The sequence below is a fragment of the Rhodococcus artemisiae genome, assembly GCF_036327795.1.
Classification (GTDB): Bacteria; Actinomycetota; Actinomycetes; order Mycobacteriales; family Mycobacteriaceae; genus Rhodococcus; species Rhodococcus artemisiae.
Window position 1 is genome coordinate 294,360 of the sequence record NZ_JAUTXY010000005.1, and the last position, 13,831, is coordinate 308,190.

14 protein-coding genes, 1 tRNA gene and 1 pseudogene are annotated in these 13,831 nt (G+C 66.0%); 10 read left to right on the forward strand and 6 right to left on the reverse strand.

Annotated features, from left to right (window positions below; translation table 11 throughout):
• Window positions 1-4: 4 nt before the first annotated feature.
• The 6 genes from Q7514_RS13825 to Q7514_RS13850 all read left to right on the forward strand — a co-directional run bounded on the left by Q7514_RS13825 (window position 5) and on the right by Q7514_RS13850 (window position 5,081).
• Window positions 5-718 (forward strand): FadR/GntR family transcriptional regulator, encoded by a 714-nt coding sequence (locus Q7514_RS13825; protein ID WP_330133834.1) that lies wholly within the window; start codon window positions 5-7, stop codon window positions 716-718.
• Between the two features lie 51 nt (window positions 719-769).
• Window positions 770-843, forward strand: a tRNA-Met gene (locus Q7514_RS13830).
• A gap of 191 nt (window positions 844-1,034) precedes the next feature.
• The gene (locus Q7514_RS13835; protein ID WP_330133835.1) at window positions 1,035-1,928 is read left to right on the forward strand and encodes a metal-dependent hydrolase; all 894 of its coding nucleotides are present in this window, start codon (window positions 1,035-1,037) and stop codon (window positions 1,926-1,928) included.
• The gene (locus Q7514_RS13840) at window positions 1,925-3,007 is read left to right on the forward strand and encodes a PDR/VanB family oxidoreductase (RefSeq protein ID WP_330133836.1); all 1,083 of its coding nucleotides are present in this window, start codon (window positions 1,925-1,927) and stop codon (window positions 3,005-3,007) included. The genes Q7514_RS13835 and Q7514_RS13840 overlap by 4 nt, the downstream gene beginning before the upstream one ends.
• Before the next feature lie 8 nt (window positions 3,008-3,015).
• Window positions 3,016-3,921 carry an alpha/beta fold hydrolase gene (locus Q7514_RS13845; protein ID WP_330133837.1) on the forward strand — a complete coding sequence of 302 codons (906 nt, stop codon included), beginning with the start codon at window positions 3,016-3,018 and terminating at the stop codon, window positions 3,919-3,921.
• Window positions 3,922-3,956: 35 nt separating this feature from the next.
• Window positions 3,957-5,081 carry an AI-2E family transporter gene (locus Q7514_RS13850; protein WP_330133838.1) on the forward strand — a complete coding sequence of 375 codons (1,125 nt, stop codon included), beginning with the start codon at window positions 3,957-3,959 and terminating at the stop codon, window positions 5,079-5,081.
• A gap of 71 nt (window positions 5,082-5,152) precedes the next feature.
• Here Q7514_RS13850 and Q7514_RS13855 read toward each other — a convergent pair whose 3' ends face one another.
• On the reverse strand, window positions 5,153-5,797 hold the full coding sequence (locus Q7514_RS13855; RefSeq protein ID WP_330133839.1) for a CoA transferase subunit B: 645 nt from the start codon (window positions 5,795-5,797) through the stop codon (window positions 5,153-5,155).
• The gene (locus Q7514_RS13860) at window positions 5,794-6,540 is read right to left on the reverse strand and encodes a CoA transferase subunit A (RefSeq protein ID WP_330133840.1); all 747 of its coding nucleotides are present in this window, start codon (window positions 6,538-6,540) and stop codon (window positions 5,794-5,796) included. The genes Q7514_RS13855 and Q7514_RS13860 overlap by 4 nt, the downstream gene beginning before the upstream one ends.
• Window positions 6,541-6,691: 151 nt before the next feature.
• Here Q7514_RS13860 and pcaD point away from each other — a divergent pair.
• The 4 genes and pseudogenes from pcaD to Q7514_RS13880 form a co-directional block, all read left to right on the forward strand.
• Window positions 6,692-7,447 (forward strand): annotated as a pseudogene (pcaD, locus tag Q7514_RS13865) (3-oxoadipate enol-lactonase); the annotation flags it as partial.
• Window positions 7,448-7,461: 14 nt separating this feature from the next.
• Window positions 7,462-8,280, forward strand: a complete 819-nt coding sequence (locus Q7514_RS13870; protein ID WP_330133841.1) for an IclR family transcriptional regulator — start codon at window positions 7,462-7,464, stop codon at window positions 8,278-8,280.
• 13 nt (window positions 8,281-8,293) lie between these two features.
• Window positions 8,294-9,505, forward strand: coding sequence for an acetyl-CoA C-acetyltransferase (locus Q7514_RS13875; protein WP_330133842.1), 1,212 nt, complete (start codon window positions 8,294-8,296; stop codon window positions 9,503-9,505).
• Between the two features lie 74 nt (window positions 9,506-9,579).
• On the forward strand, window positions 9,580-9,996 hold the full coding sequence (locus tag Q7514_RS13880) for a DoxX family protein (RefSeq protein ID WP_330133843.1): 417 nt from the start codon (window positions 9,580-9,582) through the stop codon (window positions 9,994-9,996).
• Between the two features lie 4 nt (window positions 9,997-10,000).
• Here the strand turns inward: Q7514_RS13880 and Q7514_RS13885 are convergent, their stop codons facing one another.
• The 4 genes from Q7514_RS13885 to Q7514_RS13900 form a co-directional block, all read right to left on the reverse strand.
• A complete protein-coding gene (locus Q7514_RS13885) occupies window positions 10,001-11,038 on the reverse strand; it encodes an NADP-dependent oxidoreductase (RefSeq protein WP_330133844.1) in 1,038 nt (345 codons plus the stop codon).
• Window positions 11,039-11,426: 388 nt separating this feature from the next.
• A complete protein-coding gene (locus Q7514_RS13890; protein ID WP_330133845.1) occupies window positions 11,427-11,675 on the reverse strand; it encodes a type II toxin-antitoxin system RelE family toxin in 249 nt (82 codons plus the stop codon).
• Window positions 11,676-11,707: 32 nt separating this feature from the next.
• Complete coding sequence (locus Q7514_RS13895; RefSeq protein WP_408016083.1) at window positions 11,708-11,998, reverse strand: type II toxin-antitoxin system Phd/YefM family antitoxin; 291 nt, start codon at window positions 11,996-11,998, stop codon at window positions 11,708-11,710.
• A 285-nt stretch (window positions 11,999-12,283) separates the two neighbouring features.
• A complete protein-coding gene (locus tag Q7514_RS13900; RefSeq protein WP_330133847.1) occupies window positions 12,284-13,735 on the reverse strand; it encodes an NAD(P)/FAD-dependent oxidoreductase in 1,452 nt (483 codons plus the stop codon).
• Window positions 13,736-13,831: the final 96 nt, after the last annotated feature.

Below are 13,831 nucleotides of genomic sequence, written 5' to 3' on the forward strand. Positions count from 1 at the left end.
AGTCATGTCGCCACAGTCCGAGCCACGCGCGTGGGAACACGTGCTGAACCACCTCGAGCAGATGCTGGTATCCGGGGAGCTCTCCCCGGGCCAGCGTCTGCCCGGTGAACGTGTACTCGCCGCCGAGCTCGGTGTCGGGCGGTCGTCGGTCCGGGAGGCGCTGCGCGTGATGGAAGCGCTGGGCCTGCTCAAGTCGCAGACCGGGTCGGGGCCCACCTCCGGTGCGATGATCGTGTCGCGGCCCACGGGCGGGATGACGATGCTCATGCGGATGCAGGTCGCTGCCCAGAATTTCCCGGTCGCCGACGTCGTACAGACGCGCCTCGTCCTCGAAACCGAGGTGATGCAGTTGCTCGCTACTCGCAGTCCCACACCGGATCTGGGCAACGCGGAGGAGCTGCTCGACGCGATGGACGACACCGCACTGGAAGCGAACGAGTTCCTGGTACTCGACTCGCAGTTCCACATCGCTATGGCAGACGCCGCAGGCAACCAGGTGATCGCGGCCATGATGGCGGGGCTGCGCGAATCCATCGAGGGATACGTCCTGGCCGGGGCACCGCTCGCGATCTGGCCCACGACGTGCGGGCGGCTGCGGCACGAGCATCGTGGTCTGGTCGAGGCAGTGCGTGCGGGAGATGCCGAACTCGCGCGCCGGCGGATCGAGGGCCACATCCGTGGGTACTACTCCGAAACGATCGGCGCTTTCGACGCGTAGACGAGCCCTGGTAATTGCACCCCGAAACATCGTGTACTGTAGGTCAGGCAACGCGGGGTGGAGCAGCTCGGTAGCTCGCTGGGCTCATAACCCAGAGGTCGCAGGTTCAAATCCTGTCCCCGCTACGAGAACTTCAGGCCCGGCTTCCTCGGAAGCCGGGCCTGAAGTCTTTTCGGCGTCCACTCCCTCTTCGTCTCCACCACACGGAATACCGTTCCGGCCGATCACGTCGACACCCCATTACATATTACCGTCAGTTACGGTAACCTTCGCTCACATGAACACTTGCAGCCACGCACACGGCCCTGCTTCGCCCGTGAGCACTGTGATGTCCACCGCGCCCGATCGCGTACTCCTTCACGCCCGCGACGTCCATTTCGACTGGAGTGCGCTGCCCGCGCATTGGGTCCCCGGTGATCCGTTCAGCACCCACGTGCTCAACGTGCTGCATCTGCTCCTCCCGGCCGGGGAGGAGTGGTTCGTCGAGACCTTCGAAGAAGCGCTCCCCCACATCCACGACGAGGAACTCCGCGAGGACGTCCTCGGATTCATCGGGCAGGAAGCGGTCCACGCCAACGCACACCGGGGTGTGCTCGAGCACCTCCACGCTCGGGGACTCGACCCCGCGCCGTTCACCGACCAGATCCAATGGATGTTCGGGCGGCTCCTCGGACCACGCCCCCTGACCGGTCTGCGCGCACAGAACTACCTCGTCGAGCGTCTCGCCATCATCGCGGCGATCGAGCACGTCACGGCGTTTCTCGGCGACTGGGTACTCAACGCGAACGGGCTCGACGCAGCGGGAACGGATCCCACGATGCTCGATCTGCTGCGTTGGCACGGCGCGGAAGAAGTCGAACACCGCAGCGTCGCGTACGACGTGATGCGCTATTTCGACCCCGGCGAAGCACGACGCCTCCGGACGCAGATCATCGTCGCCCCGATTCTCATCTGGTTGTGGATTCGCGGCACCCGGTTCCTCATGGCAAACGATCCTCGACTCGCCGACGGTGCCGCGCGTACGCGCACGCCGCACGTCTCCGACTGGCTCGCTGCAAGCCGACGCGGCACCATGCCCGGGCCGCTCGACCTCGCCAAGCGACTGTCGCGGTACTTCCACCGCACGTACGCCCCGAGCCAGGAGGGGTCGACCGCTCAGGCCGTCCGCTACCTCGCAACCTCCCCCGCCGCCCGGGGAGCAAAAAGATGATGAGCCTCCTGGATCGCCGCGACCGTCCGCGCGACCTCCGCGGACGCAGCCGCCCCGACCGCGGGATGGGCGTGCTGAAGGTGCTCGTCGACCGGTACGTCGGCGTGGTCACCCCGCTGGGCACCGGGACCGAGAACGTCGCACGGCCCGACCCGGAGATGCGGCTCACCGTGTCGCGCAAGGAGGTCGTGGCTGCCGACGACGATGTGGTCCGGTTGACGCTGCAGGCGCCGGACGGCACCGTGCTGCCGTCGTGGCACCCGGGCGCGCACATCGACGTGCACCTGGAATCCGGGCGGCGCCGGCAGTACTCGCTGTGCGGAGATCCCGCAGACGCAGACAGGTACGTCGTGGCGGTGCGCCGTGTGCCCGACGGCGGTGGCGGCTCACTCGAAATGCACGCGCTCGAACCCGGTGACACGGTGTCGGTGCGCGGACCTCGCAACGGATTTCCGTTCGTCGCCGATGGGCCGGCGCTCTTCGTCGCGGGCGGTATCGGGATCACCCCGATCCTCGCGATGACACGCGCTGCCGAACTCGCCGGAACCGACTGGCTCCTGGTGTACACGGGCCGGAGTCGCAGCGCGATGCCGTTCGTCCGCGAGCTCGAACAGCGCTACGGCGCTCGGGTTTTCATCCGCCCCGATGACGAATACGGACTCCCCACCGCCGCCGACCTCCTGGCCGCCGCACCCATCGGGGGCGCCGTCTACTGCTGCGGTCCCACACCGATGCTCGAGTCCGTGCGAACCGGGTTCGACCACACAGACGCTCACGCGCTGCACTTCGAACGGTTCGGTGCACCCCCCATCGTGGACGGTCGCCCGTTCGAGGTGCAGCTGGCGAGCACCGGGGAGGTCCTCGCGGTGTCCGCCGACGAGTCGGCACTCGACGTGATCCGCCGACACCGTCCCGATGTCGCGTACTCGTGCCGTCAAGGTTTCTGCGGCACGTGCCGCACACGCGTCCTGTCCGGCAACCCCGACCACCGCGAGAACCGGCTCACCGACGACGAACGCAGCGAGGAGATACTTGTCTGCGTCTCCCGCGCCGACGGCCGCCTCGTACTCGACCTCTGAGGAAGCACATGCGCACACGTACCGTGACCAACGGACAGATCCGCCTCCACACCGTCGAGGAAGGAAACCCCGACGGCCCCACCCTGATCCTCGTGCACGGCTGGCCCGACACCCACGCCCTGTGGGACCGAGTGGTGCCCCACCTGGCCGGCGAGTTCCGCATCATCCGATTCGACAATCGCGGAGCAGGTGCGTCTACCGTGCCCCGCAGCGTCGCGGACTACCGGCTGGCACATCTCGCGTCCGACCTGTTCGCGGTGATCGACGCAGTGCGCCCCGACGCCCCCGTGCACCTGCTCGGGCACGACTGGGGTGCGGTGCTGTGCTGGGAAGCCGTGTGTGAGCCGAACGCCGCCGGACGGATCGCGTCGTACACCTCGGTGTCGGGGCCCAATCTCGACCATCTCGGAACGTGGATGCGGCGACGTCTCCGGGAGGTGCGTCCGCTGGGGCCGCTCGAGCAGGCGTTGGCCTCGGCGTACACCGTCCTCTTCCAGATCCCGGGTCTCCCGGTCCCCGCGCTGCGGTGGTGGTTCGCCAGGCACTGGCCGGGCTTCGTCGGCGTCTTCGACCGGACCGATCCGTCGGTGATCGGCCCGCTCTCACCGACAGTGGCCGACGACATGGTGAACGGCATGAAGCTGTACCGGGCGAACATCCGGAGGCATCTGTTCCGGCCGCGGGTACGCCGGACCGATGTTCCCGTGCAGCTTGTCCAGAATCTCCGCGATCTGGCGGTCCGTCCCGTCGGTTACGAGGACACCGACCGGTGGGTGTCCGATCTTCATCGCGCGCCTCTCGACGCCGGGCATTGGTCGCCGCGGTCGCACGCCGATGAACTGGCCGCTCTCACAGCTCGGTTCATTCGGGCCACCGAGGTCGGTACCGCCGCGCCGCGGGTGACCACCGGGTAGATTCCGCGTCATAGCCGATCGCCCGGGGAGGTGCGATGAGCAACGACGTGACCGCGACCGATCGTCCGCGTGCGCCCCGCTGGGTGCGCCCGACGATCATCGCGGTGCTCCTCGCAGTCGCGTTCTACCAGATGTCGGGGTGGCTGTTCCACAACTTGAAAGGCTTTCTCGGCCTGCTGTTCCTGGCATGGCTCTTCAGCGTCACGATCGAACCGATCGTCGACCTGCTCGAACGGCGCGGCCTACGACGAGGTGCGGGCACCGGGATCGTGCTGGTCAGCCTCTTCATCCTCGTGGTCGGGTTCTTTGCGCTGTTCGGTGCGCTGCTCGCCGAACAGGTGGCGCAGCTGCTCACCACGCTTCCGGACGCCTTGTCCCGCGTGACGGACTGGGCGAACCGGACGTTCGATACCAACTTCAAGACCGGCGACGATCTGCTCCACATCACGCCCGACACGGTCCGCGATCTCGCGCAGCGATTCACACCGGGTGTGCTCGGCGTCGTCAGCACCCTGGTCGGCGCGCTCTTCCAGCTGCTGACGATACTTCTGTTCGTCTTCTACATGTCCGCGCAAGGACCGCAGATGCGGCGGACGATCTCGAGCTGGTTTCCCGCGAGGCAGCAGAAGGTGATTACGGAGGTATGGGAGACGTCGGTGGACAAAGCCGGCGGCTACGTGGTCTCACGGCTCATTCTCGCCGCGTTCAGCACCTTCTTCACAGGCATCTTCCTGCTGATCATCGGTGTGCCGTATTGGTTGCCACTCGCGATCTGGACCGGCGTCGTCTCGCAGTTCATCCCCACACTGGGTACGTATCTGGCCATCGCACTACCCGCGATCATCGCTGCCGCAGCGCAACCGTTGGACGGGGTGTGGGTGATCGTGTTCGGCACCCTCTACCAACAGGTGGAGAACTATGTGCTGCACCCGCGCATCACAGCGCGTACTGTCGCGATCCATCCTGCCGTGGCCTTCGGATCGGTGATCGTCGGCGCGACGCTGTTCGGACCGATCGGAGCGCTCGTGTCCGTCCCGGTGGTGGCAATTCTGCAGGCGCTCGTCGAATCCTATGGAACGCGCTACCAACTCGTCGAGCATTCGACGTCGGCGGAGGAGCCACCCGACTCCGACGAGGACGAGTCCACCCACCCTGAGTGAGCGAATGTGCCACTCACTCGATCAGATCGACTGAGTGATTCATTCGCTCACTGGAGGGGTCAGGGGTCGGGTCAGACGATGAGTTTCGCAGCCGTTGCGGCCACCACTTCTTCGGTGGTGACGCCCGGCGCGGTCTCGACGAGCTTCAGCCCCTCGTCGGTGACATCGATGACGGCGAGATCAGTGATGATCCGCTGCACGCACTGCTTGCCGGTCAGGGGAAGTGCGCACTCCTCGAAGATCTTGGGCTCGCCTTTCTTGGTGACGTGATCCATCATCACGATGACGCGTTTGGCGCCGTGCACGAGGTCCATCGCGCCGCCCATGCCCTTGACCATGGCACCGGGAATCATCCAGTTGGCGATGTCGCCCTTGGCCGAGACCTGCATAGCGCCGAGCACTGCGACGTCGATCTGGCCACCGCGGATCATGCCGAACGACTGCGACGAATCGAAGAACGAGGCGCCGGGGATCGCGGTGATCGTCTCCTTACCCGCGTTGATGAGCTCGGGATCGAGCTCGTCCTCGGTGGGGTACGGGCCGACACCGAGCACACCGTTCTCTGCGTGCAGGATGACCTCGATACCGGGCTCGATGAAGTTCGGGACCAACGTCGGCATCCCGATGCCGAGGTTGACGTACTGGCCGTCGCGCAGTTCCTTGGCGACGCGTGCGGCCATCTCTTCGCGAGTCATACCCTTGGCCGTCTGTGTCATGAGCGCACCGTCCGATTCTCGATTCCGACCTCGACCTTGCCCACGGGCACGACCCGCTGCACATGAATACCGGGGGTGTGGATCTCGTTGGGGTCCAGTTCGCCCGGCTCGACGAGATACTCGACCTGCGCGATCGTGATCCGGCCCGAGGCCGCCGCGGGCGGGTTGAAGTTGCGGGCCGATGCCCGATAGACGAGGTTGCCGTGCCGGTCGCCCTTCCAAGCGTGCACGAGTGCGTAGTCGGCGGCGATGCCGCGTTCCATCACGTAGGTCTGGCCGTCGAACTCACGGGTTTCCTTCGGCTGCGACGCGAGCTTGATGCCGCCGTGTCCGTCGTAGCGTAGCGGCAGGCCGCCCTCTTCGACGGCGGTGCCGACACCCGCGGGGGTGAAGAACGCGGGGATACCAGCGCCGCCGGCGCGCATCCGCTCGGCGAGTGTGCCCTGCGGCGTGAGCTCTACTTCGAGTTCACCCGAGAGGTACTGGCGGGCGAACTCCTTGTTGGCACCGACGTACGACGAGATGGTGCGCCGAATTCGGCCCTTCTCGAGGAGCAGGCCGAGACCGAACCCGTCGGTACCGCAGTTGTTGCTGACAGTCTCCAGGTCGGTCGCGCCCTGCTCGAGAAGCGCGTTGATGAGGATCTCGGGGATGCCGACCAGGCCGAATCCGCCGACGGCGATGGTCACACCGTCGGGAATGTCGGCTACTGCCTCGGCGGCGGAGGCAACGACTTTGTCCATGCATGCCAGAATAACCGGCGGAGTACGTAATGTGAACCCTCGTCCGCAATGCGAACAAATCCGGGCCGAACCGTTGCCTCACGCGCCGGTCCGCTCTAGCCTTGTCCGCATAGCGTCCATCCGTCCTCATTGCGAACAAATGGAGCATGAATTGACTGTCACGCTGCACTACGAACAGCACGGAGACCCGTCGGCACCGGCGGTTCTCTTCCTCGGTTCGCTCGGATCCGACCTGTCGATGTGGCAGCCACAGATCGATGCACTGTCCGCGAATTGGCACGTCATCGCCGTCGACCACCGCGGACACGGCTCTTCGCCCACGCCGCAGGGCCCCTACACGATGAGCGAACTGGGCGCCGACATCATCACGCTGCTCGATTCCCTGAAAGTGCAGACCGCGCACTACGTCGGGCTCTCCCTCGGCGGCGCCGTCGGGCAGTGGCTCGCAGCCAACCACCCCGACCGCATCCGCTCACTGACGCTGCTGTGCACGTCGTCGGCGTTCCTGCCCGCGCAGCCATGGCTCGATCGTGCCCAGACCGTGCGCACCGAGGGATTGGCCTCCATCGCCGAATCCATCGTGTCGCGCTGGTTCAGCCCCGGTCGCCTCGACAGCGATCGGGACCTCGTCGACCGGCACATTGCGATGGTGAAGAGCACCAGCGACGAGGGCTACGCCGCATCCTGCGAGGCCCTCTCGACCTGGGACGGACGCGACGATCTCGCCCGCATCACCGCCCCCACCCTCGTGATCGCCGGCGACGAAGACCCCGCCACCCCACCCGCAGCGATGCAGACCCTGGCCGAGGGCATCGCCACCTCCGAGTTCCACGTCGTCGCGCCCGGCGCGCACCTGGCGAACGTCGAACAGGCCGACGAGGTCACGCAGCTGATCGCCGACCACCTGAGGAAGAACCGGCTGTGACCGACACCGAGACGGACCCGGCAGTGAAGGACGCCCCCGCCAAGGACGCCTCCCCCGACTACGTCCAATCACTCGCCCGCGGACTGTCCGTCATCAAGGCGTTCGGTGCGGAGAACCCGCGTCGCACCCTGTCCGACGTCGCGCGCGCGACCGGCCTCACCCGCGCTACCGCGCGCCGCTTCCTGCTCACGTTGACCGAGCTCGGCTACGTGCGCACCGACGGATCCCAATTCTGGCTCACCCCACGGGTCCTCGAACTGGGATACAGCTATCTGTCGGCGCTGTCGCTGCCCGAGGTCGCGCGTCCACATCTCGAGGCGCTGGCCCAGAAGATCCACGAGTCGACGTCGGTGTCGGTACTGGATCACGACGACGTCGTCTACGTCGCCCGCGTTCCGGTCAATCGCATCATGACCGTCACGATCACGCTCGGCACGCGGTTCCCCGCCTATGCGACGTCGATGGGTCGCGTCCTGCTCGCCGGTCTGCCCGAAGGCGAACTCGACGACTACCTCGCTCGCGCCGACCTGGCTCCCATCACCGGTACCACCGTGCAGACCCGCGATACGTTGCGCGCCGAGCTCGACAAAGTGCGACGCGACGGATTCTGCATCGTCGACCAGGAACTCGAAGAGGGATTGCGGTCGCTGGCCGCACCGATCCGCGACGCATCCGGCACTGTTGTCGCCGCGGTGAACATCTCCACCCACGCCGCCCGCTACCCCATCGAAATCCTCCGCGACCGGCTGGCACCCGCCCTCGTTTCCGCCGCGGACGAGATCTCGTCGGATTACGCCCGCACCCAGACCAATTGATCGGAGAGAATGAATGACCGACGTAGTGATCTGCGAACCGCTTCGCACCCCGGTGGGCCGCTTCGGCGGTGTTCTGAAAGACATCGCACCGGAAGACCTTGCCGCCACCGTCATCCGCGAGATCGTGTCGCGCACCGGTATCTCGGGCTCCGACGTCGACGACGTCATCCTCGGACAGGCATCCCCGAGCGGTGAGAACCCGGCGATCGGACGCATCGCCGCACTGGGTGCCGGTCTCGGCGTCGAGGTTCCGGGCATCCAGGTGGATCGACGCTGCGGCTCCGGCCTCCAGGCCATCCTGCAGGCCGTCATGCAGGTGCAGACCGGCGGCAGCGACCTGATCCTCGCCGGCGGCGCAGAGTCCATGAGCCAGGCAGAGTTCTACGCGACCGGAATGCGCTGGGGCATCAAGGGCGAAGCCGTCGCACTCAACGACCGGCTCGCGCGTGCCCGTGTCACCGCCGGCGGCCGCGACTTCCCCGTCCCCGGCGGCATGATCGAGACCGCCGAGAACCTGCGCGCCGAATTCTCCATCAGCCGCGAGGACCAGGACGCGCTCGCCGTGCAGTCGCACCAGCGTGCCGTCGCCGCACAGAAGAACGGTGTGTTCGCGCAGGAGATCGTGCCCGTGACGGTGCCGCAGCGCAAGGGTGAGGCGCTGGTCGTCGACACCGACGAGCATCCCCGCGCCGACACCACCCTCGAGACACTTGCAAAGCTGCGTCCGATCCGCGGCAAGGTCGACCCCGAGTCCACCGTGACCGCCGGAAACGCGAGCGGCCAGAACGACGGCGCTGCCCTGAGCATCGTCACCACCGCGGACAAGGCCGCGAAGCTCGGGCTTCGTCCCCTCGCCCGGCTCGCGAGCTGGGCAGTGGCCGGAGTTCCGCCGCGCACCATGGGAATCGGCCCGGTCCCCGCCACGGAGAAGGCGCTCGGCCGTCTCGGCCTGACTCTCGCCGACCTGGACGTCATCGAACTCAACGAAGCGTTCGCAGCGCAGGCGCTCGCCGTGATCCGCACGTGGGGCATCGACGCGGACGATGCCCGCCTCAATCCCAACGGTTCCGGCATTTCCCTCGGTCACCCCGTCGGCGCGACCGGCGGCCGTATCCTCGCGACGCTGCTGCGCGAATTGGACCGTCGCGAAGGACGTTACGGACTGGAGACGATGTGCATCGGCGGCGGACAGGGCCTCGCTGCGGTATTCGAGCGCATCGCCTGACCCGTCCGACCGGTCCCCGCCGCGAAGATGTCGAGAACCCGCTGCGGGGGCCGTCCGGTCCGTACGATCGCGATATGAGTGATCAGCACACAGAAACGCCACCCACCACTCGTCCGAGGGCGATTGCTCGATATCTCCTCGCTGCTGCCCTCATCTTCGCCGGTATGAGTCACCTCTTCTGGGCTCGCAGGGACTTCCAGGCACAGGTTCCGGACTGGGTTCCGATGGACAAGGACGGCGTGGTGATGGCTTCGGGAGGCGTCGAGATCATGCTCGGAGCCGGCCTCGCGGTTCTCGATCGCGACCGCGTTCGCGTGGGCAGGATCGCCGCATTGTTCTTCGTCGCGGTCTTCCCCGGCAATCTCGCACAGTATCGCCTCCGCCGTAGCGCGTTCGGGCTCGACACCGACCGCAAGCGGCTCATCCGACTGTTCTTCCAGCCCGTTCTGATTCTGTGGGCGCTGTGGTCGACTGCCACACCACGGCGCTGACCCATCACCGCTCCGGCGCGACCTGTACCAGCAGCTTCCCGAAGTTCTTCCCCTCGAGTAGACCGATGAACGCCTCGGGGGCATTCTCCAGACCGTCGACGATGTCCTCGCGGTATTTCAGTTCGCCGCTACGCACCCAACCCGACGCGTCGCGCAGGAAGTCGCGGTACATCTCGGACACGAACTCCGATTGGATGAATCCCCGGATCGTGAGGCTCTTGACGAGCACGAGCGAGAAGAATCCGGGCAGCCGGTCGCGGCGCTCGAGGTCGGCGCCGTTGTACTGGGCAACCAGCCCGCACACCGGTATCCGCGCATAGAGATTCAGCAGCGGCATCACCGCGTCGGCGACATGCCCGCCGACGTTCTCGAAGTACACATCGATACCGTCGGGTACCGCGTCGGCAAGCTTCTGCGCGAACTCGGGGTCGCGGTGATCGACAGCGGCGTCGAACCCGAATTCGTCGATCAGGGCTCTGCATTTCTCCGGCCCGCCCGCGATACCCACTGCGCGAGCACCCTTCAGTTTCGCGATCTGACCGACCGCGGATCCGACAGGCCCGGTCGCAGCCGCGACGACGACGGTCTCGCCTTCCTTGGGCTGCCCGATCTTCAACAGTCCCGAGTAGGCCGTGAACCCCGGCATCCCCAGCACGCCGAGCGCCGTGGACAGCGGCGCTGCGTCGGGGTCGAGCTTGCGTACCTCATCACCGTTGATGACTGCATGCGACTGCCAGCCTGTACCCGCGAGGACATAGTCGCCGACAGTGAGGCCCGAATGTCGCGATTCGACGACCTGCCCGACCGTGCCGCCGACCATGACGTCGCCCAGTTCCACATGCTGCGCATACGACTTCGCGGTACTCATACGCCCCCGCATGTAGGGATCGAGCGAGAGGTAGACGGTCCGCAGCAGGACCTGGCCATCCGACAGGCCTGGAAGGTCGACGACCTCAGTACGGAAATTGTCGGGTGTGGGCGTGCCCGTAGGGCGAGACGCCAGAACGATACGTGTGCTCTGAACCTTCGACGATGCACTCATACTCCGGAAGTCTGCCCTACTGCTCGGCCGACGTCAGGCAGCTCCGGGACGATCCCCACGCGGCGGCTCGTAATTCGAGAACAGGCGGGAATGGATGGCCTCGGTGAACGAGGGCCCCTCGTGCTCGACAGTGCGACGCGGCCGCGGTTGCTGGGTCTGAGACCTGGCCGCGCTACCGGACGTGGATCGGATCGACACATCGACTCCTCTCGGATGAACGGAGGAGAGTGCTGACCACCGAACACCGTGCGTGACCTGGTGTGCGCCCCCCTTCGCATACATATACCCGGTCGAGTCGTGGCGCGCACCCATCAGTCCCGCGCGACACACGATGTCGAAGCACTCCGAAGACTGACGCATCCCGAGGCACTCACGACCTCACATGGATTCACGTGCGATAGGCATCGGCGCGGTGGGAAATCGCGGTGACCTCGACCGTGGCGTCCGCGTCGTTGATCAGATACAGCACCCGGTACGCACCCCGGCGGGCACTGTATGCGGGTGCAAGCGGCGGATCCAGAGGCTTTCCCACTCGCCTCGGATTCTCCAGTAGCGGACCTGTCACAAACTCGTACACGGCAGTTGCGACCTTCTCCGGCAACGACGTCGCCAGCGCTCGCGCAGCGGAGCGAGCCATCACCAGCCGATACCGGTCACCGGGCGGCGTCTTCACTCTCCCGACGACCGAGCATCGCGCATCATCCGGGACAGTTCCTGAGCATCGACAACGTCCCCGGTCTCGACTTCGGCCCGCCCGGTGAGATGCGCCGCCAGCAGATCCGTATCGGACAAGACCGCGATCGTCTCCCGTAACGCGTCGTAGTCGTCGGCGCCCAGCAGGACCGCGGCACGGTGTCCATTGCGGGTGATCTCGAATCGCTCATGGGTGTGTTCGGCCGCATCGACCAGGCGCGACAGCTGTGCCCGGGCGTCGGCAACAGGAAGAGTCGTCATGTACATAATTCTAGCCCAACTCGCTGCGGCGCGACGTCGAGCCGAACGTTGGAAGCACATGCTCGTCGTCGTCACAGAGGGCGCCCACTCGACGGCGAAGTCAAAAAGCTCGGCGCCCGGTCAGGCATTCACCACCTGGTGCCGATCCGAGGACACAAAACGCTCGGCTGGGATACCCAGCCGAGCGTCTGCGCGATCTGATCACCACCGACCAACAGCAGAGTTGCGTTGACCCTTCAACTACCTGCGATCGGGCCTCGTCCGTGGAACTTTCGTTGAGGCACCGGGCTCCTATGAGACCGGGACAGGCACGCGTGCGGCCGCCGCGGCCTTCCTCTTCGCCCGCTTGCTCGGGTGCTTGGTCGCGTCCGTCTTGGACGCATCGGCCTTCGATGCATCCGCCTTCGGCGCATCGGCCGGCTTCTCCGCTTCGGCAGGGGCTGCCGGTTCGAGTTCCTGTGCGTAGTAGAAGTGCGGACGACGGTGGCCGAGGAACGAACCGCACCACGACATCACCGCGATGTACCGGTTGCGGAATCCGACGAGGTACACCAGGTGCACGGCAAGCCACAGGACCCACGCGATGAATCCGGTGAGTTCGATCTTGCCGACGCGGGTGATCGCGCGGAAGCGGTTGATGATCGCCATGCTGCCCTTGTCGCGGTACTGGAACGCAGTTCCCGCGGGCACCTTGCCGAGGATCATCTTCGCGACGTGCCGTCCACCTTGCATCGCGAACGGCGACTGCGCCGGCAGGTTGTCGAGCGTGACCATGTCGCCGATGGCGTAGATGTTGTCGGCGCGTCCGACGGTGAAGTCGTTGTCGACGAGAAGTCGACCGCTCCGGACGGTCTCGCAGCCCGTGCGCTCGGCGAGCACGTCGGCGAAATCGTTGGCCTGGATTCCGGCCGACCAGATGATCGTCTCGGCCGTGAGGCGACGGGTCTCGCCGGTGCTCGCCGTCTTCAAGGTGGCGCCGTGCTCGTCGATGTCGGTGACCATGGTGCCGACAACGACGTCGACGCCGGCCTTCTCGAGAGACACCTTCGAGTACTCGCTGAGCTTGCCACCGAACGGCGGGAGCACCTTGTCGGCGCCTTCGACGAGCGTGACGGTGACGTCCTCACCCTTGATGTTGCCGATCGACTCCGCGAAGTAGCGCTGGGCAAGTTCCTTGATCTGCCCGGCCAGCTCGACACCCGTCGGGCCTGCGCCTACGACGACGAAGCTGAGCAGGTTCTTGCGGAGCTCGGGATCGGCAGTGATGTGCGCTTCCTCGAAGCAGCGGATGATCTGGCGACGGAGGCGCTCGGCGTCGTTGACCGTCTTGAGAGCGAAGGTCAGGTCGGCGAACTCGTCGCGGCCGAAGTAGGCCTGCCGGGCGCCGGTCGCAGCGACCAGGTGCTCGTAGCCGAGGGTGTGGCGCTGGCCTGCCGCCTCGTACACGACGGTGTTGTCGTCGGGGTTCACGTCGACAACGCGGCCCAGTCGCACGTCGGCGTTCGGGTACTTCGCGAGGATGGCGCGAACGGAGGGAGCGATCTCGCCGGGCGAGATGACACCCGTCGCCACTTGGTACAGCAACGGCTGGAACAGGTGCTCGGTGGTTTCCGAGATGAGGACGAACGGCGTGCCTGCCTTGCCCAGCTTCTTCGCCACGGCAAGAGCTCCGAATCCGGAACCGACGATCACTACCTCGGTCCGGTCGACGACGGTCGTCTCTCCCTTGTCTGCACCACCCATGCTGCCGATACCTCCACATTGAAGTTCTTGTATGACTTCAAACCTAGGTATCTACATCCCTTGGAATCCAGTAACCTGGGATATTCGAAAAACTGT